A 26,471-nucleotide genomic window follows, 5' to 3' on the forward strand; every position below is an offset into this window, starting at 1 on the left:
CTTTTGAGACGATGTGGGCGTGGCAAAGACGACGGGGGCCCAGAAGGCGCTGACGTACGGCTCGGTGGCCGTGGGCTCGGCGCTCGTCGGCGCAGGCTCGGTGTGGATGGGCGGAGCGACCTACTTCGCCCGCAGGGTGCTCACGCCCGACCTCGTGCGCCCCGACGACACCCAGATCCACGTCATCCACTCCGACAGCCTCACCCTCTCGGGTTCGCCCGACCTGCTCGTCCCCGGACGCTACGGACTCTGGCTGGACGGCGGTCGAGGCCATGCCCGGATCGGGGCGATGCTCGAGGTGGACCACCGTCGCCAGACCGTGCGGCGGGAGCTGCTGGGTGTCGACTGCGGTGTGCTGCAACCGGGCTCGGCCCGCTTCAACGGCTACTACTACGGCGGCACCCCCGGATCCGACCTCGGGCTCGCCTACGAGGACATTGCCGTCCCGACCGAGCTGGGCCCCATGCCGGCATGGGTGGTGCCGAGCGAGCACGGGGACGGGTCACGCTGGGCGGTGCTCGTCCATGGTCGTGGCGCGCGTCGGCACGAGACCCTGCGCGCGCTCCCGGCGATGCACGCTGCCGGGTTGACCAGCCTCGTCCCGAGCTACCGCAACGACGGCGACGCGCCGGTGGGTCCTGACGGCCGCTACAACCTGGGTCTGTCGGAGTGGCGCGACATCGAGGACGCCATCAAGCTCGCTCTCGCCCGTGGGGCCCACGAGATCGTCCTCGTGGGTTGGTCGATGGGCGGCGCCATCGTGCTCCAGTTCCTCGACCGTTCGCCGCTGTCCTCGGTCGTCTCCCGGGCGGTGCTCGACGGTCCTGTCGTCGACTGGGGCGATGTCCTGAAGCACCACGCGGCGATGCACCGGGTCCCGGCTGCGGTCGGCCACCTCGGCAGTGCCCTGATGGGCCAGCACTGGGCCAAGCGTCTCGTCGGGGTCTCCGAGAGCGTCGACGTCGCACGGACCAACTGGGTCAAGCGCGCCGAGGAGCTCTCGCACCGGATCCTGCTCATCCACTCGCGCGATGACGAGTTCGTGCCCGTCGGACCCAGCGAGGCGCTCGCCTCCGCCCGGCCGGACCTGATCACCTTCGAGCCGTGGTCGCTCGCCCGTCACTGCAAGGAGTGGAATGTCGACCCCAGGCGCTGGGAGTCCGTCGTGACCGGGTTCGTGCGCTAGTGGCTGCCCTTGGCCGTCGCGCGACGGTGACGCGTACGACGAGGTTCGTCGTCCAGTCTGGGGACGTGCCGCGATGAAGGCCGCAGTGGGCTGCTTGGCGGTGGTCGCCCTGGCCTTCGTCCTCCTGCTTGGCCTGACCTTCTTCGTCATCTCCGACACCGAGGACCAGAGTGGTCTGAGCACGGAGGTCGACGTCACCGTCACCACGTCCGAGGAGAAGCGCAGGAGCAGCAGCGGTCACACGGTCGACTACGCCTATCGCATCGGGGCGCAGCGGTTCGTCAACCAGACGTGGATCACCAACACGGGCTGGATGCCCGGTGAGCCGCTGAGCGCGTGCGTGGACCCCGACGCGCCGGAGAGACACGCACTGCGCACGGACGGCACCGAGGTCTGCGGCGACGACTTCATCGCCTTCACCGTGGAGACCGCCGAGCCTGCTCGGTGAGCGACGCGACCCGCCAGAGCCCGAGCAGCGTGCCGTCCTCCTCGAGCAGGTGCCGGCAGGTCAGGTCGACCTGGACGTCCGTGCCGTCGAGGATGCGCGGGTGCGCGGCCCGGCTCCCCCCGACCAGGTGAGGCGTCCACGACAGGCCCAGCTCGTCGACGAGCCCCGTGGCGACCAGCTCGGCCGCGAGAGTGGGACCCCCTTCGCACAGCACGTGGGGACCGAAGCTTGCCCGCGCCCTCTCGATGACCGCCGCCAGGTCCACGGTGTCCTCGCCGCACACCCAGATGCGCTCGTCCTCCTGCGCTCCCGAGGCGCGGGTCGTCGCCAGCACGATGCCGTCCTTGTCCCGGACCGACTCGGGTCGTTGGGCGCGGCGTGAGACGACGACCATCGGCGTGCGTGCCGGCCCGTACTCCTCCGCCCGCACCGTGCCCGCACCGACGAGCAGCACGTCCGCGGCTCGCCTCATGGCGGCGAAGCCCTGGTGGTCGGCCCCCGAGTTGATCGACCCGGACACCCCGTCGGGGCCGTTGGCCGCACCATCGAGCGTCGCGACGAAGTTCAGGCGCAGGAGCGCATCGGTGCTCGCATAGAGGGCGTCGATCTCGGCCTCACCGACGGTGGCGCCGGGCTGGACGTCGAAGGGAGCGTCGTCGGCCATGAGGATCCGCATGACGTCGAGTCTGCCCCAACCGGCCGTCCGGCTGACATGATGCGAGACATGGCCAAGCAAAAGAAGGCAGCCAAGAAGACGTCGACGTCCGCTCCCACCCCCTTCAGCGACGCGCTGCGCGTAGACCCCGGCACGGACCTCGCGGCGATCGACCCGCGCAGCACCCCGGGCTTCGAGGGGGACAAGGACGCCGGCAAGGAGGCGCTGGAGGCGCTCACCGAACCCGTCTCCGAGCTGCAGGAGCGGCTCTTCGCGGAGTCCCGCGCCGGTGGCACGCGCAGCATCCTGCTCGTCGTGCAGGGCATGGACACCTCGGGCAAGGGCGGGATCATGCGCCACGCCGTCGGTGCCGTCGACCCGCAGGGGGTGGCCATCACGAGTTTCAAGGCGCCGAGCGCGCAGGAGCAGAAGCACCCCTTCCTATGGCGCATCCGCAATGCCCTGCCGGATCCGGGGATGATCGGCGTCTTCGACCGCAGCCACTACGAGGACGTGCTCATCGTGCGCGTCCACGACCTCGTGCCCAGGGCCCAGTGGGCCCGCCGCTACGGGCAGATCAACACCTTCGAGCAGAGCGTCGTCGACGACGACACGACGATCATCAAGGTGATGCTCCACATCAGCAAGGACGAGCAGAAGGCGCGCCTGACCGAGCGCCTGGACCGGCCGGACAAGCACTGGAAGTTCAACCCCGGCGACATCGACGAGCGCGAGCGTTGGGAGGACTACCAGGAGGCCTACCAGGCCGTCATCGACAAGTGCTCGACCGATGTCGCGCCCTGGTACGTCGTTCCCGCCGACCGCAAGTGGTTTGCCCGGCTCGCGGTGATGAACCTGCTCCACGAGCACCTCGCTGCCCTCGACCCGCAGTGGCCGAAGGCCGACTTCGATGTCGAGGAGCAGAAGGGGCGGCTCGAGAAGAGCTGACGACCTGCATTGCCCTAGGGCAATGCAGGATTTGAGCGGGTGATCGCGGTGGCGCCGGAGAGGGTCACCAAGCCGGCGTCGAGGGTGCCGAAGCTCGCGCCCGTGGCCCCGCCCAGGCGCGAGGCGACGAAGGCCTCGGCCATCTCGGCGGGGGAGTGCAGCACCATCAGGCTCGCCTGGAGGGTCAGGGCCAGTCGCTCGACGAGCCGTCGCGCACCCATCGCGATGTCGGCGCCGTCCAGGGCCGCCAGGCCTGCGCAGTCGCGTTCGAGATCGTCCAGCGCCGCGTCGAGCACCGACAGATGGCCACGGGCCGTCGAGGCCTCCTTGAGCAGCGCCATGAGCGACGCCGGCTCGCGGGAGATCGCCCGCAGGACGTCGAGCGCGTTGACATTGCCCGAGCCCTCCCAGATCGAGTTGAGCGGCGCCTGGCGGTAGAGCCGGGCCATGCCGTGCTCCTCGACGTAGCCGTTGCCGCCGAGGCACTCCATCGCCTCCGCGACGAAGGGGGAGGTGCGCTTGCACACCCAGTACTTGCCCACCGCCACCCCCAGGCGGGTCAGCTCGGTGTCGCCCTCGTCGAGGGCGTGCGCCAGGCGCAGCCCGAGCAGCGTGGCCGCCTCCGACTCCAGCGCGAGATCGGTGAGCACATTGCGCATGAGCGGTTGGTCGACCAAGGTCGCCCCGAAGGCTCGTCGGTGGCTCGTGTGGTGCACCGCGCGCGTCAGTGCGGCGCGCATCGTCGCGGCGGAGCCGAGCACGCAGTCCAACCTGGTGGCGGAGACCATCTCGATGATCGTGCGGACCCCCCTTCCCTCCTCTCCGACGAGCGCACCCCAGGTGCCGTCGAGCTCGATCTCGGAGGAGGCGTTGGAGCGGTCGCCGAGCTTGTCCTTCAGGCGCTGCAGGGCGAAGGGGTTGCGGCTCCCGTCCTCGAGGACGCGCGGGACGAGGAAGCAGCTCGGGGCCGCCTCGGGTGAGGTCTTGGCCAGGACGAGGAAGACATCGCTCATCGGCGCGGAGCAGAACCACTTGTGGCCGGTGAGCCGGTAGGTGTCACCGGTGAGCGGTCCGCCGGGGGTGCGCACGGCGAGCGTCGAGTTGGCGCGCACGTCCGACCCGCCCTGCTTCTCGGTCATCCCCATGCCGGCGATGGCACCCGCCTTGGTCTGCACCTCCCGCAACCCGAAGTCGTACTCCCGGGAGGCGAGCTTGCCCTCCCAGCGGACGGCGAGCTCGGGGGAGTGACGAAGGGCGGGGACCGCCGCGTTGGTCATGGTGATGGGGCAGATGTGCCCCGGCTCGACCTGGCTCCAGGTGACGAATCCTGCGGCTCGCCGCACGTGTGCGCCACTGGCCGGCGGCTGGGTCCACGGCACGGCGGTCAGACCGGCGCCGGCGGCGACGCTCATCAGCTCGTGCCACGCCGGGTCGAACTCCACCTCGTCGACGCGGTGGCCCCACCTGTCGTGGGTGACCAACCGCGGGGTGTTGCGCTGGGCGAGATCGGCCCACTGCTCGGCGCGCGACGAACCGGCCAGCTCGCCGAGAGCGGTCAGCTCGGTGATCGCCTCGTTGCGCTGCGGCATCGGGACCCAGCGGGTCACCCCTTCACTCAGGACCGGATCGCTGCCGAAGACGTCGTGACCGCCGTACGGCGGGACCTGGTTGGTGACCTCATGCGTGGACATGACCGCACGATACGGGCCGGGCCAGGGCACCCGGGAGGTGGTCGTCGTGCCCGGGTTTGGAATCTGAGGATGCTCTGGGCTAATCTCACCCAGCGCAGGCACGCAGTGATGTGGGCCTCGAGTGCGGATGTAGCTCAGTTGGTAGAGCGCAACCTTGCCAAGGTTGAGGTCGCCGGTTCGAACCCGGTCATCCGCTCGGACGGAACCTTCCTCTCGCAGGAGGTGCCGGGTACACCCCGGGCGATTGGCGCAGCGGTAGCGCGCTTCCCTGACACGGAAGAGGTCACTGGTTCGATCCCAGTATCGCCCACCAGCACGATCACGGCTCCGAGCTCGCGACAGCGACCCGGGGCCTTTGTCGTCCACGGGCGCGGGCCCTCGGGGCCTGACCCGCGCAGCCGACGCCACGCCGAGTGGGCCCGGTTGGGAGAGACGCCTCTCGATGGGTTAATGTTTCTCCTCGTGCCCCGGTTGCGCAAAGCGACCTGGGGACACGCGGATGTAGCTCAGTTGGTAGAGCGCAACCTTGCCAAGGTTGAGGTCGCCGGTTCGAACCCGGTCATCCGCTCGCAAGGTGAGACCACCTTCGGTGGTGGAGTGGCCGAGAGGCGAGGCAACGGCCTGCAAAGCCGTCTACACGGGTTCAAATCCCGTCTCCACCTCGACCATGCAGATCGTGTGCATGACCTGGGCGATTGGCGCAGCGGTAGCGCGCTTCCCTGACACGGAAGAGGTCACTGGTTCGATCCCAGTATCGCCCACCAGCACGACGAGGCCCCGGCCCGCGGAGACGCGGACCGGGGCCTTCGTGCACTCTGGGTGGCTTCTACCGGGCGGCCACGCGCACGAGCTTGCGGTTGACGAACTCGTTCATCCCGTCGGCGGCGAGCTCGCGTCCGTAGCCGGAGCGCTTGACCCCTCCGAAGGGCAGACCCGGCATGGTCGTGCCGTGCTCGTTGACGTAGGCCATGCCGACGTCGAGTCGGGCCGCGACCTTCGCGGCCTGCTCCGGGTGATCGCTCCACACGGACCCCGACAGGCCGAAGGGGGAGTCGTTGGCCTGCTCCAGCGCCGCGTCGACGTCGGTCATCCGGTAGACCATCACCACGGGCCCGAAGAGCTCCTCGGTCCACGCGCGCATGTCCGGGGTGATGCCGGTGAGCACCGTCGGTGCGTAGAAGGCTCCGGCCCGATCAACTGGTTGTCCGCCGGTGTGGACCGTGGCTCCCTTGCCGACGGCGTCCTGGACCTGCTCGTCGAGGTCGTCGCGTGCCTGCGTGGTGGACATCGGTCCCATCCGGGTGTCCTCGTCCAGCGGGTCCCCGACCACGGTCGCCTCGACGTGACGGGTCAGTGCCGCGACGAAGTCGTCGTGGATCGCGTCCGCCACGAACATCCGTTTGGGGGAGTTGCACGCCTGACCGCAGTTGGACAGGCGCGCCCGGGCAGCCGTCTTGGCCATCGCGTCGATGTCAGCGGCGTCGAGCACGATCATCGCGTCGGACCCGCCCAGCTCGAGCACCGACTTGGTGAGATTCTCACCGGCCGACCTGCCGACCGCAGCGCCGGCCTGCTCGCTGCCGGTGAGTGAGACGCCCTGCACCCGTGGGTCGGCGATGACGTCAGGGATGATCTTGCTCGACGCGAGCAGATTGATGAAGCCACCCTCTGGCAGACCTGCCTGCAGCAGGATCTCCTCCATGAGGGCATTGGACCCGGCGCAGATCCCCGCGTGCTTGAGCAGGATCGTGTTGCCGAGCATGAGGTTCGGGGCAGCGAAGCGAGCCACCTGGTAGTAGGGGTAGTTCCACGGCATGACGCCGAGCAGGACGCCGACCGGCTCCTTGCGGACGACGCTGCGCAGGGCGCCCTGGGCCTCGAGCTCTTCCTCGGCGAGCAGCTCGGGGCCGTGGTCGGCGTACCACCGGTAGATCGACCCGGCGAGCCGGGCCTCCCCCTTCGCCTCCTTCAGCGGCTTGCCCATCTCGATGGCGATCGCGCGGGCCAGCTCGTCGGCGCGCTCGTCGTACAGGTCAGCGGCGCGGCGCAGGACCTGGGCCCGTTCGTCCAGCGGCCGCTCGCGCCACTGCTCGTAGGCGCGGTGCGCTCGCTCGACTGCCGCGAGGGCACCGGCCCGGTCGACCTCGTCGAAGGTGCGCTCGATCTCACCGGTGGTCGGGTTCTCGGTGCGGTAGTTCGACATGGAGTCCTCTCTTGGTGTTGGTCCAAGTGTGCCTCGAGGCACTACCCCGGCCCTCTCAGCACATGCGCGCGCCCCGCATCGTCTCGACGTGCGGTGTGTGGAAGGAGGGAGAGTGGGTACGGGGGCCTCATGACACGAAATGTCTTCGTCCTGGGCCTGACCCCCCTGCAACGAGAGGAGCTCGCCACCGTCCACGAGAGCGGTGACCTGCAGTTCCACGACCTGCTCGACCACGAGACCCTCGTCGAGACCGAGGAGATCGACTTCGACGCACTGCTCGACCGGGCGCGCGCCCAGCTCGACGCCTTCGACGGGAGCGTCGACGCCATCGTCAGTCACTGGGACTTCCCGACCTCGGTGCTCGGGCCCGTGCTGGCCGCTGAGCGTGGGCTGCCCGCGCCGTCGCTGACGAGCCTGCTCAAGCTGGAGCACAAGTACTGGAGCCGGCTCGAGCAACGTCAGGCCGTGCCCGAGGTCGTGCCCGGCTTCGTGGCCTTCGACCCCTTCGCCGATGACGTCGCCGAGCAGATCGATCTCGACTTCCCCTACTGGGTCAAGCCGATCAAGGGCCACTCGTCCAACCTCGGCTTCGAGATCAGGGACGATGCCGACCTCTTGGCGGCACTGGAGGAGATCCGTGCCGAGATCACCGATGTCGGAGACGCCTTCGACCAGGTGCTGGCGCGCGTCGACCTGCCCGAGGAGCTGCACGGTCTCGGTGGATCGGCGTGTCTCGCGGAGGAGATCATCACCGGCACGCAGTTCGCGCCCGAGGGGAGTGTGTCCGGGGGCCAGTTCGCCGTCCACGGCGTCGTGGACATGCTCAAGGCCGAGAGCGGGCTGAGCATCGAGCGGATCGACTACCCGGCGGCCACCGTGCCGGAGCACGTCCAGCAGCAGGCTCGCGACGTCACGGCCCGCCTGCTCGAGCACATCGGGTTCGACGACGGTTGCTTCAACTCCGAGTTCATGTGGGACGAGGAGCGCCAGGAGTTGCGCATCATCGAGGTCAACACCCGCATCTCGCAGTCGCACAGCGAGATGTTCGCCCTCGTCGACGGCCGGTCCAACCACCAGGTCGCCGTGGACGTCGCGCTGGGGCATGCACCCTGTATGCCGAAGGGGGACGGGGACCTCACCGTCGCCGCCCAGTACGTGGTGGCTCACGAGGGCGACGCGATCGTCCGGGGGATCCCCGGCGACTCCGTGCTGGAGCAGATCGCCGAGCGGTACCCCGGGACCAGGATCACCTTTCCCGTCGCAGTGGGAGATCGCCTGTCCGAGCTCCCGCACCAGGACTCCTACCGCTACCTGCTGGCCATCGTCTACGTCGGTGCGCCCGACCGTGAGGCACTGCAGGAGCGGATCCACGACATCGAGCAGGTGCTGCAGTTCGACCTGGAGGACTGCAGCGAAGGGAGTGCATGAGCGTATGACGGCCACCACCATCGACACCGAGATCACGCACGAGGTGGAGACCGAGGAAAATGTCTTCATCCCCCTTCGCGACGGTCAACGCGTGGCAGCACGCCTGTGGCGACCGGCCGGGGAGGTAGGTCCGCTCCCGGCGGTCCTGGAGTACATCCCCTACCGCAAGCGCGACCTGACCCGGGGGCGGGACGCCGTCAACCACCCCTACATCGCGGCGCACGGGTACGTGTGTGCCCGGGTGGACCTGCGCGGGAGCGGCGACTCCGACGGCGTGCTCGTCGACGAGTACCGCGAGCAGGAGCTGGAGGACGCCGAGGACGTCATCGCCTGGCTGGCCGAGCAGGACTGGTGCGACGGCAAGGTCGGCATGATGGGCATCTCCTGGGGCGGCTTCAACAGCCTCCAGGTGGCGGCCCGCCAGCCGCCCGCGCTCAAGGCGATCGTGAGCGCGTCCGCGACCGAGGACCTCTACGTCGACAACATGCACTACATGGGCGGTTGCCTGCTGGGGGACAACCTCTCCGAGGCGACGGTGATGCTCGCCTTCAACAGCCTCCCGCCCGACCCCGCCATCGTCGGTGAGGGGTGGCGTGACATGTGGCTGGAGCGGCTACGGGGCAGCGGCCTGTGGCTCGACACCTGGCTCAGCCACCAGTGGCGTGACGAGTACTGGCGGCCCGCCTCGGTCAGCGAGGACTACTCCGCGATCCAGTGCCCCGTCATGGCGGTCGGCGGCTGGGCCGACGGGTACACCAATGCCATCTTCCGCCTGCTCGAGCATCTCGAGGTGCCGTGCCACGGCCTCATCGGTCCCTGGGGACACAAGTACCCCCACCTCGGGGTGCCCGGCCCGGCCATCGGCTTCCTGCAGGAGCTCGTTCGCTGGTGGGACCACTGGCTCAAGGACGAGGACACCGGGATCGACGAGGACCCGGCGCTGAGGGCCTGGATGCAGGACAGCGTCCCCCCGCGAGCCTCCTACGAGGAACGGCCCGGACGATGGGTAGCCGAGGACCAGTGGCCCTCACCGCGCATCCACGAGCGGGAGTTCCGCCTGACCCGGGCAAGCCTGGCCGAGGGTGGCCAGAGTGACGAGGACGACGCGCCCCTCACCCTGAGGTCACCGCTCAGCGTGGGCATGTTCGCCGGCAAGTGGGCCTCCTACGCGGCCGTGCCCGACCTGCCGTACGACCAGCGCGAGGAGGACGGCGGGGCGCTCGTCTGGGAGAGCAGGCCGCTCACCGAGCAGACCGAGGTCTTCGGTCTGCCGCGTCTGGAGGTCACGCTGTCGGCGGACCAGCCAGTGGCACAGGTGGCCGTCCGTCTGTCCGATGTCGCACCGTCCGGGGAGGCGACGCGCATCACCTACGGCGTGCTCAACCTCACCCATCGCACCTCCAGCACCCAGCCCGAGCCGCTCGTGCCGGGGCAGCGCTACGACGTCCAGGTGCCGCTCAACGGCGTGGCCCACTCGCTCCCCGCGGGGCACCGGCTGCGCCTGTCGGTGTCGACGTCCTACTGGCCCCTGGTGTGGCCCGCGCCGCGAGCGGCCGAGCTGACCATCCACCCCGCGGAGAGCGTCCTGAAGGTCCCGGTCCGGCCGCGGCAGGACGACGACGCGACGGAGTCCCCCTTCCACGAGCCGGCCATGGCGCCGGAGGTGGAGACGACGATCCTCGAGCCGAGCGAGCACGACTGGCGGGTCACGCGAGACCTCGCCAGCGATGTCTCGACATTGGAGATCGTCAACGACCAAGGTGCCTTCCGCATCGAGGAGACGGGGACGGTCATCCGTCGCTCGACGACCGAGTGGTACTCCTTCCGCTGGGACGACGTCACGTCCGTGCGGGGGGAGACGCGCACCGTCCGGCGGATCGAGCGTGATGACTGGCGCACCGAGGTCGTCACGCGCACGGTCCTCACGTGCACCGAGGACGACTTCATCATCCGCGCCGACCTCGATGCCTACGAGCTGGACGACGAGCGGGGCCACCGCCGCGTCCACTCCGAGAGCTGGGACCGGGTCATCGCCCGGGACCTCGTCTGACCCAAGGAGCCAACATGACCTCGCTGTGGCGCGCACCCCGTGGACCTGCCAGCTCCGACGAACCGGTGGAGCGGTGCGACGACGTCGTCGTCGGCGCGGGCATCACCGGTCTCGTCACCGCCCTCCTGCTCGCACGAGCGGGCCGCGACGTCGTCGTGCTCGAGGCACGCGACGCTGGGGCGGTGACGACCGGGCACAGCACCGCCAAGATCTCGCTGCTGCAGGGCACCCGCTACTCGCAGCTGCTGCGGCACCAGTCCGAGGAGGTCGTGGCCGGCTATGTCGAGGGCAACCGTGAGGGGCGTGACTGGCTGCTGCGGTACTGCGACGAGCAGGACGTGCCGTACCAGACCCGCCCCGCGGTGACCTATGCGGCGGACGCCGGGCGGGAGCTCGACCGGGCGCGGGCAGAGCTCGACGCCGCCTCGCGCATGGGCCTGCCCGTGCGCTGGGCGAGCGAGCTGGACGTGCCCTTCGAGCACGCGGGCGGGGTGGTCCTGGACGGTCAGGCGCAGATCGACCCGATGGACCTCGTCGAAGCCCTCGTCGAGGACCTGCGCGCCCACGGAGGACGACTGGTCACGGGGGCCAGGGTCACCGGGATGGGCCAGTCCATGCGTCCGGTCGTGCGGCACACCCGGGGCAGCACCCGATGCGACCAGGTCGTACTCGCCACGGGCACACCGGTGCTCGACCGTGGGGGCTACTTCGCCAAGGTCAGCGCCTCGCGCTCCTACTCCCTGTCCTTCGAGCACCCCAGCCCGCCGGAGCTGATGCTCATCTCGGCCGGCGGGCCGACCCGCTCCGTACGTGACGCCCCCGGGCCGATGCTGCTCGTGGGTGGCGAGGGTCATCCCGTCGGACGCGCCCGGTCCGAGCGGGAGCACGTCGACCGTCTGCGCGAGTGGACCGCCACCCACTTCCCCGACGCCGTGGAGACCCATGCCTGGTCGGCACAGGACTACCGCTCGCACGACGGCTTCCCCTTCGTCGGCAAGATGCCGCGCGGCATGGGCCACGTGCACGTCGCCACCGGCTTCGACAAGTGGGGGATGACCAACGGTGTCGCGGCGGCGCTCGACCTCAGCGCAAGCATCCTGGGTGGGCAGATGCCGTGGTCACGTCCCATCCACCGACGGATCAGCCGGCCCGCGGCGATGGCCCACCTCGTGGGCATGAACGCCAGTGTCGGACTGAGCCTCGTCACGCGGGCTGCCGGCGTGGCGCTGCACCCACTGCGTCCCGGAGCACCGGCGGAGGGCGAAGGGGAGGTCGGCCGGCGAGGGGTCGTCCCCGTCGCGCGCTCCACGGTCGATGGACGCAGCTGTGCGGTCTCCGCGCTGTGCACCCACCTCGGTGGGGTGGTCGAGTGGAATGACGCCGAGCAGAGCTGGGACTGCCCCCTGCACGGATCGCGGTTCGCGGCCACGGGCGAGGTGCTCGAAGGACCGGCGTCGCGACCGCTGCCCGAGCGGCGAATGCAGGACGGTGAGCAGGGGTAGTGCGTCAGCCCCCTTCGACCCACAGGAGAGATCCATGAGCGCCGCCAACAAGCCTCACGACGACATCCCCGTCCCCGGCTCGCCGGGATCGGGCACGCCCACGGTGGAGGAGCCGACCGAGCCGCGCGAGCCGCTTCCCCCGGCCGACGACCAGCAGCCCGTGGCGCCGATCTCACCGACGGGACGACCGAGCGGGGCCGAGGGCGACCGCGCGCAGGCGGGCGCGTACCTCACCACCGCACAGGGCGCTCGCCTGCGCGACACCGACCACTCGCTCAAGGCCGGAGAGCGCGGTCCGACGCTCCTGCAGGACCATCACCTGCGGGAGAAGATCACGCACTTCGACCACGAGCGCATCCCCGAGCGAGTGGTGCACGCCCGTGGTGCGGCCGCCCACGGCACCTTCACCGGGTACGGCACCGGAGTCGGGGTCTGCCGCGCGGCCTTCCTCGGTGACGGGGTGGAGACGCCGGTCTTCACGCGCTTCTCCACCGTCGTCGGATCGCGTGGATCGGCTGACGCGGTCCGTGACACCCGGGGGTTCGCGACGAAGTTCTACACCTCCGAGGGCACCTTCGACCTCGTCGGCAACAACATGCCGGTCTTCTTCATCCAGGACGCGATCAAGTTCCCCGACATCGTGCACGCTGCCAAGCCGCACCCGGACCGCGAGATCCCGCAGGCACAGAGCGCCCACGACACCTTCTGGGACTTCGTCTCCTTGCACACCGAGGCCCAGCACCACGCGATCTGGCAGATGTCGGACCGGGCGATCCCGCGGTCCTACCGGATGATGGAGGGCTTCGGGATCCACACCTTCCGCCTCGTCAACGAGTCGGGGGAGACGAGCTTGGTGAAGTTCCACTGGAAGCCCAAGCTCGGGGTCCACTCCCTCGTGTGGGACGAGGCCCAGCTGGTCAACGGCGCCGACCCGGACTTCCACCGCCGCGACCTCGCGGACGCGATCGAGGCCGGCGCCTTCCCCGAGTGGGAGCTCGGCATCCAGGTCATGCCGGACAGCGAGGACCAGACCTACAAGGGCATCGACCTGCTCGACCCGACGAAGCTGGTGCCTGAGGAGCTCGTGCCCGTCCAGACGATCGGCAAGCTGCAGCTGAATGCGAACCCCACCAACTACTTCGCCGAGACCGAGCAGGTCGCCTTCCACCCCGGTCACCTCGTGCCCGGGATCGACGTCACCGACGACCCGCTGCTGCAGGGGCGGCTCTTCTCCTACCTCGACACCCAGATCAGCCGGCTCGGCGGACCGAACTTCGGCCAGATCCCGATCAACCGGCCGCACGCCCCTGTCAACGACATGCTCCGCGACGGCATGCACCAGACCGCCGACCACGGTGGCGTCGCGCCCTACCGCCCCAACTCGCTGGACGGTGGCTGCCCCTTCCACGCGGGCACGCAGGACGCGCCCCTCATCGAGGTGCCGCAGGTGGTCGTGGGGGAGAAGTCCCGCACGGCCGCTGCCTCCTTCGACGACCACTTCAGCCAGGTCCGTCTCTTCTGGCTCAGCCTGACGGAGACCGAGCAGGACCACGTCGTCTCGGCGTACACCTTCGAGCTGGGCCGGTGCTACGAGCAGGCCATCCGTGAGCGTCAGGTCGCTGCGCTGGCCCAGGTCGACGGCGAGCTGGCCGAGAGGGTGGCCCAGGGGCTCGGCCTCCCGTCGCCCGGGGCGCAGGACCTCGCAGAGGTCGAGCCCAGCCCAGCGCTCTCGCAGCTGGGCAAGGAGTGGCCGATCGACGGACGCACGGTCGGCATCGTGGTCGATGTCGATGTCGATGTCGATGCCGATCTCGCAGAGCTGTTCGAGGTGCGCGCCGCGATCCACGACGCCGGACTGGTCCCACTGGTCATCGCCCCCGTCGGTGGGATGCTCGGGAGCGGGAAGAAGGCCGTGCCCGTGCAGCGCACACTCCTCACCGCGCGGTCCGTCGAGCTCGACGCGCTGCTGCTCGTCGGGGCGCCGGGCGCCCAGGCGGATCCTCAGTCGGGCACCGATGCCCGGGCCTTCGATCCATCGGGTGCGGCGGGGAGCACGGCGATAGACCCGCGGCTGCAGCTGCTCGTGGCGGAGGCCTTCCGTCACGGCAAGGCCATCGGGGCCTGGGGCCCGGGCACCGATGCCGTTACGGCGCTGACCCCGGGAGGGGCTCCCGGCGTGGTCGCCGGGGAGGACGTCACCGACGTCTGCGCCCAGCTGCTGACGCTGCTGGCCGGCCACCGGGTGTGGGAGCGGTTCGCGCCCGCATGAGTGCCGGCCGCCCGACCGGTCAGCGTGGTCACGGCGGCCAGCACGTCGTCGACGGTGATACGCGACTCAGACCGACACGCGACTCAGACGGACACGCGACTCAGACGGACACGCGACGTGAGGCCGTGATGTCGTCGACGACGTCGCTGATGTGGATGGTGGAGTCGATGAGAGACCCGTACGCGAGCCAGTGGTCCTGGGACAGGTCCGTGGAGGACAGCTCGGCCACCAGCGACTCGAGCTCTGGACGTTGGCTCCGCGCCTCCTCTTCAGGATGCTCGAGCTGGTCGCCGAGGACCGCGAGGGCATGCAGCCACCGTGGGCAGAACTGCTCACTCCATCCGGTGTGCCCTCCCTTGGCCTGATCGATCGTCCGGGCGATGGCGCGGGTCTGCGCGATCCCCTCCTCGAGACGCAGGAGCAGGGCGGCGTAGTCGGAGGGACCGAGGTCTTGGGGCAGCCTGCGAGGATTGGCGAACCTGGCCTCGCGGGTGTGGCGTACGAGCTCCCAGGCCCGGCCGAGAGCGGCATCCGTCTGGCGCGACTGCTCGATCCAGCTCTGCGCATCCACATCCTTGCGGGAACCCACCTCGTCGGCCATGTTCCCGATGAGCGTGCCCAGGCGGCGGCACACCGAGTCGATCTGCTGGCGGGCGCTGAGGTCGTCCAAGGGCGCGACGAGCAGTGCGTTGACCACCAGACCGGCTGCCACGCCGATACCCGTCGCGGAGAGCCGGTCGACCAGCATGGGCGCCTGCTCCGCCTGCCCGGCGGTGATGACGAAGAGCGCCGTGGTCGCCACGGTGCTGCCCTCGTTGCGGATCGGCCGGAGCAGGCCGGCGAGCATCCCTACGAGCATGGCTGCGCCGAGGGCGATCGCGTTGTAGCCGGCCATCTCGACGACGAGATAGGAGACGAGGACCCCGAGCACCGTGGCGCCAACGACCTGGGCGCCGCGGGTCAGTGAGCGGTACACCGTGGCGTGGACCGTGAGCAGCGCCGTCCAGGGAGCCAGGAAGGCTGATCCGAGTCCCAGCAGGTCGTCGGCGACGAGCCAGGCAAGGACGCCGGCCACGACCGCTTTGACGATCTGCATGAGCTCGCCACGGGTCGCGGGCGAGCGCAGCGGCGGCATCACGGCGCTGGCGCGCGCCCACACTCGATCTTGCCTGTGCGGCGCGCGCCAAGAGCCTGCGCCGGGGGTGTCATGCGCGGGTCCCTGTCGGGGCGTTCTCATGCCACCTCCACGTCTGGGTTCCCTCACCGGGTACCCCGGAGAGCCGGATCGCATGCGCCCGGGCCGCAGCGGCGTGTCGTTTGTCGGCGGGAGAGGAGGGTAGGACGCGAGCATGAAGGCACTCATCCTGAACTGCACGCTCAAGCCGTCGCCCGAGCCGTCCAACACCCGGGCGCTGGCCGAGGAGGTCATCCAAGCGCTCACCGACCACGGCGTCGATGTCGATGTCCAGCGCGTCGTCGACCTGCACATCCCCTTCGGCGTCCAGAGCGACATGGGGGCGGGCGACGAGTGGCCGGCGGTCCGCGCCCAGATCGTGGCGAGCGACATCCTCGTCATCGCGACGCCCACGTGGCTGGGCCAGCCGGCGAGCGTGGCCAAGGTCGTCCTGGAGCGTCTGGACGCGATGATCAGCGAGACCGACGACGCCGGCGTCCCGCTGGCCTACAACAAGGTCGCCGGCGTCATCGTCACGGGCAACGAGGACGGTGCCCACCACGTCATCGCCGAGGTGAGCGGAGGCCTGGCCGACATCGGCTTCACCATCCCCGGCCAGGCCTGGACGTACTGGAACATGGGCCCGGGCCCCGGACCGTCCTACACGGAGACCGACCACGGGCACGAGTGGTCACGGTCGACGGGTCGCACGATGGCGGCCAATCTCGTGGCCGTGGCCACCGCCCTGCAGCACCACCCCATCCCCGCGCCGCCCTCGAAGGGGTGAGCGCAGGGGCGGGCGCACTGCACCCCTCACCCACGCCCGGCACCCTCAGCTGGCGGCCAGGACGTCTCCGCCCTCGAGGACGGTCTGCGCCACCTCGTGGAGCTTGGTGTTGGTCTCGTTGGAGCGTCGGCGCAGGACCTCGAAGGCGCGGTTGAGGCTGAGGCCGTACCGCTCCATGAGGATGCCCTGCGCGGCACCGATCACCAGACGGTTCTGCAGGGCGCTGCGCAGCCCGGTGATCTCCCGTGCGAGGCCCAGGGCCACCGATGCCAGGCGCGCGTAGACCATGGCGCGGTCGATGGCGTCCTGGTCGAAACCGTCGACGGAGTCCGAGTACATGTTCAGGCTGGCGAGCCGGGGGGCGGAGTAGTCCAAGCGCACGCTCAGGGAGGAGCGCACACCGAGCTCATGCGCCGACACGGCCCACAGGGGCCAGCGCGCCTCGTGCTCGGTGTCGCGCACGAGGGCGATCTCGTGCTCGCTCAGGACGGACAGGCACGGACCCTGGTCCATCTCGAACTGCAGCTCGTCGACGTGCTTGGCCGTGGGGTCGGTGCTCGCAGCGATCTCGACGGTGGAGCCCTGACGGAGGAAGACGCTGCACATGGTGCAGCCGGGGATGTTCTTCACCGCCTCGGTCACGACCTGCTGCAGGGTGTAGTCCTCCTCGGGCTCCTGCGACAGGGCTTCGACGATGCGGGCCAGCTGATCGTTGTGCATGAGTCACCTATCGATGGGTCGACGCGTCGTGCTGATCAGAGCATGGCCGATGGGAGGCCAAAGGTCACGCCCGGGTCCCGCCCAGGGCTCACCAGGCCAGGGACCAGTAGCGGCGCCAGCTCATCTCCTGGCTCGACCTCAGGTCGGTGGCCACGGTGGCCACCGGTGCGGAGCGCAGCACGTCGGCGCTGATCGGGGCGACGAGAGCGTGCTCCTCTTCGAGCACGAGCTGGAGCGGCAACGGTCGGTGGCGAGGGACGACTCCTCGCAGACGCACGACCAGCCACTGGGGATCCCTCGACTCCGCGTCGGAGAGGACGTCGCTGACCCGCCCGAGGAGGACGCCCCTGCGTGTGCGCACCGGCCGACCCAGGTACCTGCGCGCGGTGGCGAGTGGATCGGGCACGACATGACTTCCTGACCGAGGATGCGGTTCAACGCACGGTGGCTACCCGGATGACAGGACATGCATGCACCGAGACCGCATCTGGGCACGTATCCGTTGCCCGCACCGATGACATGTGCTTTGCTGTGAGCACAACGACCGGCTCGAGACCGTGGCTGGGTGTGGCTCCTTTTTTGGAAGGCCCCCCATGTCAACGATGTCGCAACCCGTCTTCGAGAGCCGTGACCACGAGGCGAGCGAGTTGCTCGCCAGGGCGTGTGAGCAGGTTGACCCCGCTGAGGCCAGTCGTCTGCGAGAGCAGGTCGTCGTCCGCAACCGCGGCCTCGCCATCGCGTTGGCCCGGCGCTTCGAGGGCCGAGGGATCGAGGGCGAGGACCTGGAACAGGTAGCCATGCTCGGTCTCGTCCTCGCCGCCCGGCGCTACCGGCCCGACCGCGGCCACGGCTTCACCGCCTTCGCGGCACCGACCATCAACGGAGAGCTGAAGCGATACTTCCGGGACCATGGCTGGGCCGTGCGCCCGCCGCGAGGTCTGCAGGAGCTGCACCACGACGTGCGTGACGCCATCGCCCTGCTGCGGCAGGAGAAGCAACGCGAGGTCGGCGATGCCGAGGTGGCCGAAGAGCTCGGTGTCGACGTGCAGGCGGTGCGCGACGCACGCGCGGCCGGGGAGCGCTACCGGTCCTCATCGCTCGACGTACCCGTAGGTGCGGAGTCGTCCATGCCCTTGGCCGACACGCTCTCCTCGGACGAGGATCCCTACACCAGGTCGGTGACCCTGATCTCGCTCCGGGCGGCGATGAAGGATCTCGACGCGAGGGAGCGGCGGATCATCAGTCTGAGGTTCGGCGCCGATCTCACCCAGAAGGAGATCGGTGAGCGCGTCGGCGTCAGCCAGATGCAGGTCTCGAGGATCCTCACGAGCATCTGCACGCGCCTGCGCACCCGGATCGAGGCCTGACGGCGGGAGGTCGGGCCCCGCGGTCACCAGGTCCAGGCGAAGCCGAAGGCGCCGGGCCCAGCATCCTCCATGACGAGGGAGGCGCGATTCGCCTCGTCGAGCTGCACGACGTCGTGGAAGTGGAAGTCCTGGCCCGGGGGCCGCTCGATGCGGGTCACCTGTGCGGGCGCCGTCTCGAACTCCACCGAGACGACGAGCGAGCGGGCCGTGTGCGGTGGTCCCCAGACGAAACCGTCGGAGTCGGCCAGGTGCGCTGTGGGATCGCTGTTGTCGTCGACCTGGTAGGCGTAGGCGTGCGTCTGGCCCTTGGCCAAGGAGCGGGGGAGTGCCACCTCGAAGACGGCGACATTGCTCTCGGGGAAGTCGCGTCGACTGCGCAGGCGACAACCGAGCAGCGGAGTGAAGTCCAGGTCCGCGGCCATGGTCCCCTCGTCCCCGCTCTGCACGTTGAAGACCCGGTCCAGCCCGTCCTCGACGGCGACGATGGACGAGTGGCACCAGGTGTGGACCAGGCGTCGATCAGCCGACACCCGGGTGCGCCACACCTGGCTGATGACGCGATAGCTGCCGAGCGTGGCGCGGGTGAGCGCATCGATGTGCTCGATCTCGCTCAGGTGCGGGTCGACGAGCAGCTGGTCGAAGCCTGCCTGCGGCGGCGTGGCCCAGGCATGCATGAACTCTGCCTGGGTCTCGGGCGACAGGCCCAAGGTGAGGACGAGCTGCTGCAGGGTGGCGATCTGCGGGGTGAGGATCTCGCCGCGCTCGAGTCCTCGGATCGTGCGCACGCTGACCCCGGACAGGCGGCTCAAGCCGCTCTGCGTGTGTCCGCTCTCGCGTCGGAGCCGGTGGAGCCACGTGCCGCCAGGGGACTGTCTCATGCCAACACCTTGCCTGAAACCCGCGGGCCCCGTCGTCACTTGCCCTGCCCCACAGTCGCGGAGGGACCGTCCTCGATGAGGACGGCCCCTCATTCCCTCGATCCCCGGAGCTCTCGCGGGTCAAGGTATTTCGCAGAGCCACGCGCGTGCCAGAGGGTGAGGTGAACTTGCCGTCAACTTGCCGCTGGGCAGCAGAAGGTCGGCGGAGTCCGCCTATCCTCAGCGCGTGGAGTTCGCGAGATTCGGCACGACGACGTGGTGCGACCCCGTCGAGGTCAGCCACGACCCGGCCGATCTCGAGTCCGGGTGCTGGGCCGTCGTACTCGACTTCGAGGGTGCCCTCACGGCCATCCGTTTCGCGCGTCGGGACGAAGGGGGAGACCCTCCCGGCGATCACACGCGCTGGCCGGCGGTCACTGGCTGGAGCTCGTCACTCGGGCGCTCGGCCTATGTCGCAGGAGTGCAGGAGATCCGCTCGCGGATCGCGTCCGGGAGCGTCTACCAGGTCAACCTCACGACGATGCTGCAGGCGCCGTTGCCCGAGGATGCCCGGCTGCCAGATCTGGCGGCGGTGCTCGCTCGAGGCAACCCCGCCCCCTTCGCCGGGGTCGTGCACGTCCCCTCGGCCGGGGTGGACCTCGTCACCGCGTCACCCGAGCGCTACCTGACCCGGGTCGGTGACCGATTGCAGTCCAGCCCGATCAAGGGGACCGCGCCGACCGCCGAGCAGATGCTCGCCAAGGACTTCGCGGAGAATGTCATGATCGTCGACCTCGTGCGCAACGACCTGCAGCACGTCTGCGAGCCGGGGAGCGTTGTGGTGCAACGGCTCTGCGCGCCCGAGGAGCACCCCGGCCTGGTCCACCTGGTCAGCGATGTCGCGGGCAACCTGCGTGCCGGGACGACGTGGTCGGACGTGCTTGCCGCGAGCTTCCCTCCCGGGTCGGTCAGTGGTGCACCCAAGTCCAGCGCCCTCACCACCATCGCCGACCTCGAGCCGGTGCCCCGCGGTCCGTACTGCGGGGCCGTCGGGTGGATCGACGCCGAGCATCCCGCTGGTCCGCGCGGGGAACTCGCGGTGGGTATTCGCACGTTCTACGCGACGGTGGATCCCGACGGGGTGCGCCGGCTGCGCTTCGGCACCGGGGCGGGCATCACCTGGGCATCCGACCCCGAAGGGGAGTGGGCTGAGTGCGAGCTCAAGGCACAGACCCTCATCGGGCTGGCATCTGGAAGAGTGGGGACATGAGCAACGAGGTCAGGATCTGGGTCAACGGATCGCTCGTGGGGGAGGATCAGCCGGCACTGGCGGCACTCGACCACGGCATCACCGTGGGTGACGGTGCCTTCGAGACGTGCAAGATCGTCGACGGCGAGGTCTTCGCGGCCGACCGTCACCTGGCGCGCATGGACCGCACTCTCGCCGGCCTCGGGCTGCCGTCCGTGGACCGCGCGCGGTTGCAGCAAGGCATCGGCGCCGTGCTGGCTGCCGGGGAGCAGATCCCCTTCGGGCGGCTGCGCTACACGATCACCGGCGGGCCGGGCCCCCTCGGTTCTGACCGAGGCGACCAGGGACAGACCTACATCGTCACGGCCACGGAGGTCACCCCCTTCGCCGACAGCACCGCAGTGGCCACGGTCCCGTGGACCCGCAACTCGCGCGCTGCGACCGCCGGCCTGAAGACCACGTCCTACGCGGAGAACGTCATCGCCTTGGCGCACGCCAAGTCCAAGGGCGGGAGCGAGGCACTCTTCGCCAACGACCGTGACGAGCTGTGCGAGGGCACCGGGAGCAACATCTTCGTCGTCGTCGACGGTGTGCTGCGGACCCCGCCGCTCGAGAGTGCCTGCCTGGCCGGCATCACCCGCGAGCTGACGATCGAGTACGCCCGTGAGGTGGGCATCGACATCGTCGAGGAGACGATGCCCTTCACCGTGCTCGAGTCCGCCGAGGAGGCCTTCCTCACCAGCAGCACGCGTGACGTCCAGCCGGTCCACGCCATCGACGGTCGCCAGCTGGGTGCGCCGGGCCCGATCACGACCCGGGTGCGTGAGGCCTTCGCCAAGGCCTCAGCGTCGGACCTCAACCCCTGAGCCCCGTGGCGACCACCGTGGGGGACGTGGACGTGGACACAGCTGCCGAGCACGCCGGGCAGGGCAAGGACGGGCAGGGGCGGCGCCGCTCCTACCGGGACATCCGTCGGGAGCAGCACGCGATCGTGCGCCAGGAGCTGCTCGACCGCTTCGGCAACGACGGCAGGATCGACCCGCACGAGGACCCGGTCGCCTGGCGCCGGGCGATTCGCACCCATCCGGTGACCGGACCGGTGTACCGGATCGTCATCGCGATTCTCGGCCTGGCCCTGATCATCGCGGGCATCCCGATGATCCCGCTCATCGGTCCCGGGTGGGCAGTCATCTTCATCGGGCTCTTCCTGTGGAGCACCGAGTTCCTCTGGGCGCGACGCGTGACGCAGTTCGTCAAGGCGGAGGTCAAGGCCTTCGACCAGTATGTGCGGGCGCTGCCGTGGAAGGCGAAGATCCCGATGCTCCTGCTGTCGGCGGCCTTCGGCTGGTTCTGCTTCTATCTCGCGCTGCTCGTCACCGGGGTGCCCGGATGGGCGCCGGACCAGGTGGAGGAGCTGCTGCTGCAGGTGCCCGGGTTGAGGGCCGCCTGAAGGGGGGCGCCCAGCCGACAGCAAGGACGCTCCCTGAGGGGGGCGCCCAGCCGAGAGCAAGGACGCTCCCTGAGGGGGTCGCCCAGCCGACAGCAAGGACGCTCCCTGAGGTTGCGCAGCAACCGTCTCGAAGGGGTGGAGGCGATTGGCACCAACGAGGGGCAGCCGGGTACTCTGCTCAGGTTGCCCGGCCGGGACGCTGGCCCGGGGAGCACCATGGACGTATAGCTCAGTTGGTTAGAGCGTTCGCTTCACACGCGAAAGGTCAGGGGTTCGAGTCCCTTTACGTCCACCGACACGAAAGCCCCAGACTCTGCAGAAGACGCAGAGTCTGGGGCTTTCGTCGTGCGCGGCTCGGTTGTCGGGGGTCGGTGGCAGTGTGGTCTTGAGGCGACAGCAGGGGTGGTGGGGCGGCGGAGAAGTTGTCCCCACCCCTCTTGAATCATTCGAACACATGTACTAATTTTGAAGTAGCGAAGGGGGGGCGCGATGACCGATCAGGGGACGACCAGCACGGCGGGTGAGTCTGTGGTCGGTGGCGCGCTGCCTGATCGTCTTGCTGCTGCTCTGGGGGTGTTGAGCGGGGCTCGTGCGGAGGGGTTGTCGGAGGCGGAGCTGTTGCAGGTCGTGACGGTGTGCGAGGCGACGAAGGGGGCGGCTGCCGCGTTGCAGGCTCGCGCGACCGCTCGGTTTGTCGAGGACCGCGACGCGAGGGTGGCGCAGGACCGTGCGGATGGTGTGGTCTCGGCGCGTGAGGCGTCGTGTCGTCGTCGGGGTGCGCGGGCGGAGCTGGCGTTGGCGCGGCGGTGCGCGCCGGGTCAGGCGGATCGGCATGTGGCGTGAGGCGTCGTGTCGTCGTCGGGGTGCGCGGGCGGAGCTGGCGTTGGCGCGGCGGTGCGCGCCGGGTCAGGCGGATCGGCATGTGGGGTTGGCGAAGGCGCTGGTGCACGACTTGCCGCATACGATGGCAGCGTTGACCAGTGGTGAGTTGAGTGAGTGGCGAGCGACGATCGTGGCTCGGGAGACTGCGTGCTTGTCGCACGATGATCGTGTGGAGGCCGACCGCAGGTTGGCGGGGTGCTTGACGTCGGTGGGGGATCGGGAGCTGGCGGCTGCGGCGCATCGGGCGAGTGCGGATCTGGATGCGGAGGCGTTGGTGCGTCGGCGTCGTAGGGCGGTGGCGTCGAGGAGTGTGAGTGTGCGGCCGGCGGCGGATGGGATGGCGTGGTTGAGCGTGCTGGGCCCGTTGCAGGATGTGGTCGGTGCGTTTGCGGCGTTGAAGAAGGCCGGATGGGATGGCGTGGTTGAGCGTGCTGGGCCCGTTGCAGGATGTGGTCGGTGCGTTTGCGGCGTTGAAGAAGGCCGAGCAGTCCCGCTACGTCGCCACCGGCGACCCTCAGGTTGATGCGGCGCGTGCGGCGGACGAGCGGGGGCGTGGGGCGTGGATGGCGGACACCGCGTTGGAGCTGTTGTCGGGGCGGGCTGAGGGGCAGGTGCAGCCGGTCGAGGTGGCTCTGGTGATGCGTGAGGAAGCGATCGTGCGCACCGGCGAAAGCTCTGGCGCTGATGCTGGCTCGGTGTTCTTCCGCCGCGGCGCTACCGGCGCTGGTGACCGGGATGAGGTTGAGGTCCCGGGGTGGGGTGCGATGCCCGGGGAGATGGCTCGTGAGCACCTGCTGCGTCTGTGTGACGCCGGGACCGCGACGTGGTTGCGGCGGTTGTGGACCGCGCCTGGTGGGAGCGACCTGGTGGCGATGGACTCGAAGCGGCGGCTGTTCAGCGGGGTGCTACGCCAGCTGGTGCAGCTGCGGGACGCGACCTGCCGGGTCCCGTTCTGCGACGCACCGATCCGCGACATCGACCACGTCAGCCCGCACGCGCGAGGGGGTGAAACCTCCGCGGCGAACGCGTTGGGTGGGTGTCAGGGACACAACCTGGTCAAGGAGGCTCCCGGTTGGCGGGCCGAGGTCACCTCGACCGGCCTGGATCCCGGCGGCGGCCCCCACGAGGCCACTCTCACGACACCGACCGGCAGCGAGTACACCTGCACCGCACCACCCTTGCTGGGGCATGGACGTCCACCCGCACCCGCCCGGGAGCGCCGGCGTCCATTCGACACCACGAGGTCACCGATCGAGGTGCACTTCGAGGGACTCCTCGGGGCTGCATAGGTCACTGCCATCGAAAGCTTGACCACAGAAGCGGCCCCATCCACAACCGACGTCAGGACCCACCTAGACTCGCCGGACCATGGACAACATCAGCTGGGTCGAGGACGGCGCCGATCGGTTGACCGAGTGGCACTCCGAGAGCGGTGCCCCTGCCCCGACCAAGGTCGTCGTGGCCGATGACGCACTGACTGCGGACACCGCGATGCGGATGGTGCGCTCCGGGAGCGTGATCCTCTGGCGCGGCGACTACCACAACGCGCGACAGCTGCTGAAGGCTCTGGATCGTCGCGTGCAGCGACGCACTGCCCAGCGTGAGCGCGGCGGCGTGACCTTCGCCGGGCACCGGACCGTGCGCACCGAGCGCGCCACCCTCCTGGGCCGACTGGTCGTCGAGCTCGACGCCGATCACTCGCTCGACCTGCGACGCGCCCCCGACGTCCGTGAGGCATGCACCGCTGCCTATGGCGGGCCGAGCAGCAAGGTCATCGCCCTCACCGAGCTCCTCGGGGTCATCGGTGCCCACCAGTGGCAGACGAAGGGCGTGCACGTCCCGGGGCTGGGGGAGAGCGTCCATCCCGGCTACGGCGTCTTCTCGCCCGTGCGGGGCGAGTACGTCGACCTGGTCGTCAACGCACCCTTGAGTGACCCCTTTCCGCGGACCGCCTTCGACCTCGGCACCGGCACCGGTGTCCTGGCAGCCGTCCTGGCTCGCAGGGGTATCGGTCGCGTCGTGGCCACCGACATCAACCCGCGTGCCGTGGCCAGCGCCGCTGACAATGCAGCGCGCCTCGGGGTCGAGGAGTGGGTGAGCGTCGTCGAGGCGGACCTGTACCCGCGGGGTCGCGCCGATCTCATCGTGTGCAACCCCCCGTGGCTGCCGGGCGAGCCGACCTCCGCCCTCGAGGCCGGCATCTACGACCCCGGCTCCGACATGCTTCGCCGGTTCCTCAGCGGACTCGCCGATCACCTCGAGCCGGGGGGCGAAGGGTGGCTGGTCCTGTCAGACCTCGCCGAGCGGCTCGGGATGCGCACCCACGAGGAACTGCTCGGTTGGATCACCGATGCCGGGCTGGGCGTCGTCGACCGGCTCGAGACGGTGCCCAGGCATGGACGGGCAAGCGACGCCAAGGACGCGCTCCACGAGGCCCGTCGAGGTGAGATCACCTCGCTGTGGCGTCTCAGGCGGTCCTGACCGCCTCGATGATCGAGGTGGCCGCGTGCTCGATCTCGGTCTGCGTCGTCCCCCTGCCCAGGCTCAGCCGCAGGGCACCGAGAGCCGTGTCGTGGTCGATCCCCATCGCCAGCAGGGCCGCTGACGGGGTGTGGGTACTGGCATGACACGCGCTGCCGGTGGAGGCCGACAGGCCGCTCATCGACTCGAGCAGCTGCGCGCTGACGTGACCCGGAACGGCCACCATGAGGGTGTTGGGGAGGCAGTGCTCCACGGGTGAGACCCGGACGAGGTCCGGGACGGCGGCGACCAGCCGGTCCCACAGCAGGTCGCGCAGGGCACGCTGCCGGGCCGCCTCGGTCTGCAGCAGGCGACCGGCGAGCTCGGCGGCCGTGCCGAGCCCGACGATGCTGGCCACGTCCTCGGTCCCGGGGCGGATGCCCCCTTCCTGGCCGCCGCCGCGCAGTACCGGAGCCAGCCGGGTGCCACGACGCACGTACAGGGCACCGACCCCCTTCGGCCCGTAGAGCTTGTGCCCTGCGATGGACAGCAGGTCCACGTCGAGGTCGTCGACCGCGACCGGGACCTTGCCGACGGACTGGGCGGCGTCGGCATGCACGACGCCTCCGGCCGCGTGGATGCGCTCGGCGAACTCGGCCATCGGCTGGAGCGCGCCGGTCTCGTTGTGCGCCAGGATCAGCGTGCCCAACCCGACGCGGCCTGAGGGCAGCTCGTCGCTGCGGACCCGGCACTCGACGTCGACCGGCTGCTCCAGGACGACCCACCCGTGCTGGGCGGCGAGGTGGGCCAACGGCTCCATGGTCGCTGGGTGCTCGATCGCAGAGGTCACTGCCACATGGGTCGTGGCGACGGCAGCGCTGCCCCGGATGGCCAGGTTGTTGGACTCGGTGCCTCCGGAGGTGAAGACGACCTCGTCGGCGTGGGCGCCGATCACGGCAGCGACTTGCTCACGGGCCCGGTCGACGGCAACGCGCGCCGTGCGGCCCTGGGGTGACGCGCTCGACGGGTTGCCGAAGTGCTGCGTGAGGTAGGGCCACATCGCGTCCGCGACCTCTCTCGCGATCGGGGTCGTGGCGTTGTGGTCGAGGTACGCGGCAGCGTGGTCGCTCATACCTCCATCCTGC

Annotated in this window: 24 protein-coding genes and 6 tRNA genes; 22 read left to right on the plus strand and 8 right to left on the minus strand. The window is 69.8% G+C overall.

Translation table 11 applies throughout. The features are described from left to right. Positions 1 to 19 precede the first annotated feature (19 nt). Together ASG73_RS11275 and ASG73_RS11280 are read left to right on the plus strand one after the other, a co-directional pair. The gene (locus ASG73_RS11275; protein WP_055994975.1) at positions 20 to 1,186 is read left to right on the plus strand and encodes an alpha/beta hydrolase family protein; all 1,167 of its coding nucleotides are present in this window, start codon (positions 20 to 22) and stop codon (positions 1,184 to 1,186) included. 73 nt (positions 1,187 to 1,259) lie between these two features. Continuing rightward, a complete protein-coding gene (locus ASG73_RS11280; protein ID WP_055994978.1) occupies positions 1,260 to 1,634 on the plus strand; it encodes a DUF3592 domain-containing protein in 375 nt (124 codons plus the stop codon). On the opposite strand, the gene ASG73_RS11285 is transcribed toward ASG73_RS11280, so the two are convergent. Then, positions 1,603 to 2,310 carry a dihydrofolate reductase family protein gene (locus tag ASG73_RS11285; protein ID WP_235499437.1) on the minus strand — a complete coding sequence of 236 codons (708 nt, stop codon included), beginning with the start codon at positions 2,308 to 2,310 and terminating at the stop codon, positions 1,603 to 1,605. The genes ASG73_RS11280 and ASG73_RS11285 overlap by 32 nt on opposite strands. A 48-nt stretch (positions 2,311 to 2,358) precedes the next feature. Here ASG73_RS11285 and ASG73_RS11290 point away from each other — a divergent pair, with 48 nt between their 5' ends. Beyond that, positions 2,359 to 3,237: a polyphosphate kinase 2 family protein gene (locus ASG73_RS11290; RefSeq protein ID WP_327077491.1), complete on the plus strand. Its 879-nt coding sequence runs from the start codon at positions 2,359 to 2,361 to the stop codon at positions 3,235 to 3,237. Between the two features lie 14 nt (positions 3,238 to 3,251). Here the strand turns inward: ASG73_RS11290 and ASG73_RS11295 are convergent, their stop codons facing one another. Continuing rightward, positions 3,252 to 4,928, minus strand: a complete 1,677-nt coding sequence (locus ASG73_RS11295; protein ID WP_055994984.1) for an acyl-CoA dehydrogenase family protein — start codon at positions 4,926 to 4,928, stop codon at positions 3,252 to 3,254. 123 nt (positions 4,929 to 5,051) lie between these two features. Between ASG73_RS11295 and ASG73_RS11300 the strand changes: the two genes are divergently transcribed. From ASG73_RS11300 to ASG73_RS11320, 5 genes are all read left to right on the plus strand, one after another. Continuing rightward, positions 5,052 to 5,124 (plus strand) — tRNA-Gly (locus ASG73_RS11300). A 42-nt stretch (positions 5,125 to 5,166) separates the two neighbouring features. Then, positions 5,167 to 5,241, plus strand: a tRNA-Val gene (locus ASG73_RS11305). Between the two features lie 182 nt (positions 5,242 to 5,423). Next, a tRNA-Gly gene (locus ASG73_RS11310) sits at positions 5,424 to 5,496 on the plus strand. Positions 5,497 to 5,519: 23 nt separating this feature from the next. After that, positions 5,520 to 5,590: transfer RNA gene (locus tag ASG73_RS11315), tRNA-Cys, on the plus strand. Positions 5,591 to 5,617: 27 nt separating this feature from the next. After that, a tRNA-Val gene (locus ASG73_RS11320) sits at positions 5,618 to 5,692 on the plus strand. 62 nt (positions 5,693 to 5,754) lie between these two features. Here the strand turns inward: ASG73_RS11320 and ASG73_RS11325 are convergent. Then, the gene (locus ASG73_RS11325; RefSeq protein WP_055994987.1) at positions 5,755 to 7,131 is read right to left on the minus strand and encodes an NAD-dependent succinate-semialdehyde dehydrogenase; all 1,377 of its coding nucleotides are present in this window, start codon (positions 7,129 to 7,131) and stop codon (positions 5,755 to 5,757) included. A 129-nt stretch (positions 7,132 to 7,260) separates the two neighbouring features. Here ASG73_RS11325 and ASG73_RS11330 point away from each other — a divergent pair, with 129 nt between their 5' ends. From ASG73_RS11330 to ASG73_RS11345, 4 genes are read left to right on the plus strand one after another with little or no spacing between them, the layout of a single operon-like run. Then, positions 7,261 to 8,559, plus strand: a complete 1,299-nt coding sequence (locus ASG73_RS11330) for an ATP-grasp domain-containing protein (RefSeq protein ID WP_055994990.1) — start codon at positions 7,261 to 7,263, stop codon at positions 8,557 to 8,559. A 4-nt stretch (positions 8,560 to 8,563) separates the two neighbouring features. Continuing rightward, on the plus strand, positions 8,564 to 10,609 hold the full coding sequence (locus ASG73_RS11335; RefSeq protein WP_055994993.1) for a CocE/NonD family hydrolase: 2,046 nt from the start codon (positions 8,564 to 8,566) through the stop codon (positions 10,607 to 10,609). Positions 10,610 to 10,623: 14 nt separating this feature from the next. Next, entirely contained in the window at positions 10,624 to 12,111 is a 1,488-nt protein-coding gene (locus ASG73_RS11340; RefSeq protein ID WP_055994996.1) for an FAD-dependent oxidoreductase, read from the plus strand. A gap of 34 nt (positions 12,112 to 12,145) precedes the next feature. Continuing rightward, a complete protein-coding gene (locus ASG73_RS11345) occupies positions 12,146 to 14,380 on the plus strand; it encodes a catalase (RefSeq protein WP_055994999.1) in 2,235 nt (744 codons plus the stop codon). A 100-nt stretch (positions 14,381 to 14,480) separates the two neighbouring features. On the opposite strand, the gene ASG73_RS11350 is transcribed toward ASG73_RS11345, so the two are convergent. Next, a complete protein-coding gene (locus tag ASG73_RS11350; protein ID WP_162253979.1) occupies positions 14,481 to 15,476 on the minus strand; it encodes an FUSC family protein in 996 nt (331 codons plus the stop codon). Positions 15,477 to 15,729: 253 nt separating this feature from the next. Here ASG73_RS11350 and ASG73_RS11355 point away from each other — a divergent pair, with 253 nt between their 5' ends. Then, the gene (locus tag ASG73_RS11355) at positions 15,730 to 16,341 is read left to right on the plus strand and encodes a flavodoxin family protein (RefSeq protein ID WP_055995005.1); all 612 of its coding nucleotides are present in this window, start codon (positions 15,730 to 15,732) and stop codon (positions 16,339 to 16,341) included. Between the two features lie 45 nt (positions 16,342 to 16,386). Here the strand turns inward: ASG73_RS11355 and ASG73_RS11360 are convergent, their stop codons facing one another. Together ASG73_RS11360 and ASG73_RS11365 are read right to left on the minus strand one after the other, a co-directional pair. Continuing rightward, positions 16,387 to 17,061, minus strand: a complete 675-nt coding sequence (locus tag ASG73_RS11360) for a GAF and ANTAR domain-containing protein (protein WP_055995008.1) — start codon at positions 17,059 to 17,061, stop codon at positions 16,387 to 16,389. Positions 17,062 to 17,149: 88 nt separating this feature from the next. Next, the gene (locus tag ASG73_RS11365; RefSeq protein WP_055995011.1) at positions 17,150 to 17,467 is read right to left on the minus strand and encodes a PRC-barrel domain-containing protein; all 318 of its coding nucleotides are present in this window, start codon (positions 17,465 to 17,467) and stop codon (positions 17,150 to 17,152) included. Between the two features lie 196 nt (positions 17,468 to 17,663). Between ASG73_RS11365 and ASG73_RS11370 the strand changes: the two genes are divergently transcribed. Then, positions 17,664 to 18,428, plus strand: a complete 765-nt coding sequence (locus ASG73_RS11370) for a sigma-70 family RNA polymerase sigma factor (protein ID WP_055995014.1) — start codon at positions 17,664 to 17,666, stop codon at positions 18,426 to 18,428. A 23-nt stretch (positions 18,429 to 18,451) separates the two neighbouring features. On the opposite strand, the gene ASG73_RS11375 is transcribed toward ASG73_RS11370, so the two are convergent. Then, a complete protein-coding gene (locus ASG73_RS11375; RefSeq protein ID WP_055995017.1) occupies positions 18,452 to 19,306 on the minus strand; it encodes a helix-turn-helix domain-containing protein in 855 nt (284 codons plus the stop codon). Positions 19,307 to 19,532: 226 nt separating this feature from the next. Here ASG73_RS11375 and ASG73_RS11380 point away from each other — a divergent pair, with 226 nt between their 5' ends. From ASG73_RS11380 to ASG73_RS11410, 8 genes are all read left to right on the plus strand, one after another. Further along, the gene (locus ASG73_RS11380; protein WP_055995020.1) at positions 19,533 to 20,555 is read left to right on the plus strand and encodes a chorismate-binding protein; all 1,023 of its coding nucleotides are present in this window, start codon (positions 19,533 to 19,535) and stop codon (positions 20,553 to 20,555) included. Continuing rightward, positions 20,552 to 21,400 carry an aminotransferase class IV gene (locus ASG73_RS11385; RefSeq protein WP_055995024.1) on the plus strand — a complete coding sequence of 283 codons (849 nt, stop codon included), beginning with the start codon at positions 20,552 to 20,554 and terminating at the stop codon, positions 21,398 to 21,400. The genes ASG73_RS11380 and ASG73_RS11385 overlap by 4 nt, the downstream gene beginning before the upstream one ends. Before the next feature lie 26 nt (positions 21,401 to 21,426). After that, complete coding sequence (locus ASG73_RS11390; protein ID WP_162253980.1) at positions 21,427 to 21,984, plus strand: PGPGW domain-containing protein; 558 nt, start codon at positions 21,427 to 21,429, stop codon at positions 21,982 to 21,984. A 218-nt stretch (positions 21,985 to 22,202) separates the two neighbouring features. Beyond that, a tRNA-Val gene (locus tag ASG73_RS11395) sits at positions 22,203 to 22,276 on the plus strand. Positions 22,277 to 22,473: 197 nt separating this feature from the next. Beyond that, on the plus strand, positions 22,474 to 22,827 hold the full coding sequence (locus tag ASG73_RS18070; RefSeq protein ID WP_055995029.1) for a hypothetical protein: 354 nt from the start codon (positions 22,474 to 22,476) through the stop codon (positions 22,825 to 22,827). Further along, positions 22,817 to 23,389, plus strand: coding sequence for a DUF222 domain-containing protein (locus ASG73_RS18640; RefSeq protein ID WP_162253981.1), 573 nt, complete (start codon positions 22,817 to 22,819; stop codon positions 23,387 to 23,389). The genes ASG73_RS18070 and ASG73_RS18640 overlap by 11 nt, the downstream gene beginning before the upstream one ends. Next, positions 23,280 to 24,155, plus strand: coding sequence for an HNH endonuclease (locus tag ASG73_RS11405; RefSeq protein WP_055995032.1), 876 nt, complete (start codon positions 23,280 to 23,282; stop codon positions 24,153 to 24,155). Before ASG73_RS18640 ends, ASG73_RS11405 begins: the two co-directional genes overlap by 110 nt. Positions 24,156 to 24,234: 79 nt before the next feature. Continuing rightward, the gene (locus tag ASG73_RS11410) at positions 24,235 to 25,347 is read left to right on the plus strand and encodes a methyltransferase (RefSeq protein ID WP_055995034.1); all 1,113 of its coding nucleotides are present in this window, start codon (positions 24,235 to 24,237) and stop codon (positions 25,345 to 25,347) included. Here the strand turns inward: ASG73_RS11410 and ASG73_RS11415 are convergent. After that, positions 25,334 to 26,458: a cysteine desulfurase family protein gene (locus tag ASG73_RS11415; RefSeq protein ID WP_055995037.1), complete on the minus strand. Its 1,125-nt coding sequence runs from the start codon at positions 26,456 to 26,458 to the stop codon at positions 25,334 to 25,336. The genes ASG73_RS11410 and ASG73_RS11415 overlap by 14 nt on opposite strands. Positions 26,459 to 26,471: the final 13 nt, after the last annotated feature.

The sequence above is a fragment of the Janibacter sp. Soil728 genome (genome assembly GCF_001428305.1).
In the GTDB taxonomy this organism is placed as follows: domain Bacteria; phylum Actinomycetota; class Actinomycetes; order Actinomycetales; family Dermatophilaceae; genus Janibacter.

Coding starts and splice junctions, on each gene's coding strand:
- ASG73_RS11280 (WP_055994978.1), top strand. CDS start 1,260: ATGAAGGCCGCAGTGGGCTGCTTGGCGGTGGTCGCCCTGGCCTTCGTC.
- ASG73_RS11285 (WP_235499437.1), bottom strand. CDS start 2,310: ATGCGGATCCTCATGGCCGACGACGCTCCCTTCGACGTCCAGCCCGGC.
- ASG73_RS11290 (WP_327077491.1), top strand. CDS start 2,359: ATGGCCAAGCAAAAGAAGGCAGCCAAGAAGACGTCGACGTCCGCTCCC.
- ASG73_RS11295 (WP_055994984.1), bottom strand. CDS start 4,928: ATGTCCACGCATGAGGTCACCAACCAGGTCCCGCCGTACGGCGGTCAC.
- ASG73_RS11325 (WP_055994987.1), bottom strand. CDS start 7,131: ATGTCGAACTACCGCACCGAGAACCCGACCACCGGTGAGATCGAGCGC.
- ASG73_RS11330 (WP_055994990.1), top strand. CDS start 7,261: ATGACACGAAATGTCTTCGTCCTGGGCCTGACCCCCCTGCAACGAGAG.
- ASG73_RS11335 (WP_055994993.1), top strand. CDS start 8,564: ATGACGGCCACCACCATCGACACCGAGATCACGCACGAGGTGGAGACC.
- ASG73_RS11340 (WP_055994996.1), top strand. CDS start 10,624: ATGACCTCGCTGTGGCGCGCACCCCGTGGACCTGCCAGCTCCGACGAA.
- ASG73_RS11345 (WP_055994999.1), top strand. CDS start 12,146: ATGAGCGCCGCCAACAAGCCTCACGACGACATCCCCGTCCCCGGCTCG.
- ASG73_RS11350 (WP_162253979.1), bottom strand. CDS start 15,476: ATGCAGATCGTCAAAGCGGTCGTGGCCGGCGTCCTTGCCTGGCTCGTC.
- ASG73_RS11355 (WP_055995005.1), top strand. CDS start 15,730: ATGAAGGCACTCATCCTGAACTGCACGCTCAAGCCGTCGCCCGAGCCG.
- ASG73_RS11360 (WP_055995008.1), bottom strand. CDS start 17,061: ATGCACAACGATCAGCTGGCCCGCATCGTCGAAGCCCTGTCGCAGGAG.
- ASG73_RS11370 (WP_055995014.1), top strand. CDS start 17,664: ATGTCGCAACCCGTCTTCGAGAGCCGTGACCACGAGGCGAGCGAGTTG.
- ASG73_RS11375 (WP_055995017.1), bottom strand. CDS start 19,306: ATGAGACAGTCCCCTGGCGGCACGTGGCTCCACCGGCTCCGACGCGAG.
- ASG73_RS11385 (WP_055995024.1), top strand. CDS start 20,552: ATGAGCAACGAGGTCAGGATCTGGGTCAACGGATCGCTCGTGGGGGAG.
- ASG73_RS18070 (WP_055995029.1), top strand. CDS start 22,474: ATGACCGATCAGGGGACGACCAGCACGGCGGGTGAGTCTGTGGTCGGT.
- ASG73_RS18640 (WP_162253981.1), top strand. CDS start 22,817: ATGTGGCGTGAGGCGTCGTGTCGTCGTCGGGGTGCGCGGGCGGAGCTG.
- ASG73_RS11405 (WP_055995032.1), top strand. CDS start 23,280: ATGGCGTGGTTGAGCGTGCTGGGCCCGTTGCAGGATGTGGTCGGTGCG.
- ASG73_RS11410 (WP_055995034.1), top strand. CDS start 24,235: ATGGACAACATCAGCTGGGTCGAGGACGGCGCCGATCGGTTGACCGAG.
- ASG73_RS11415 (WP_055995037.1), bottom strand. CDS start 26,458: ATGAGCGACCACGCTGCCGCGTACCTCGACCACAACGCCACGACCCCG.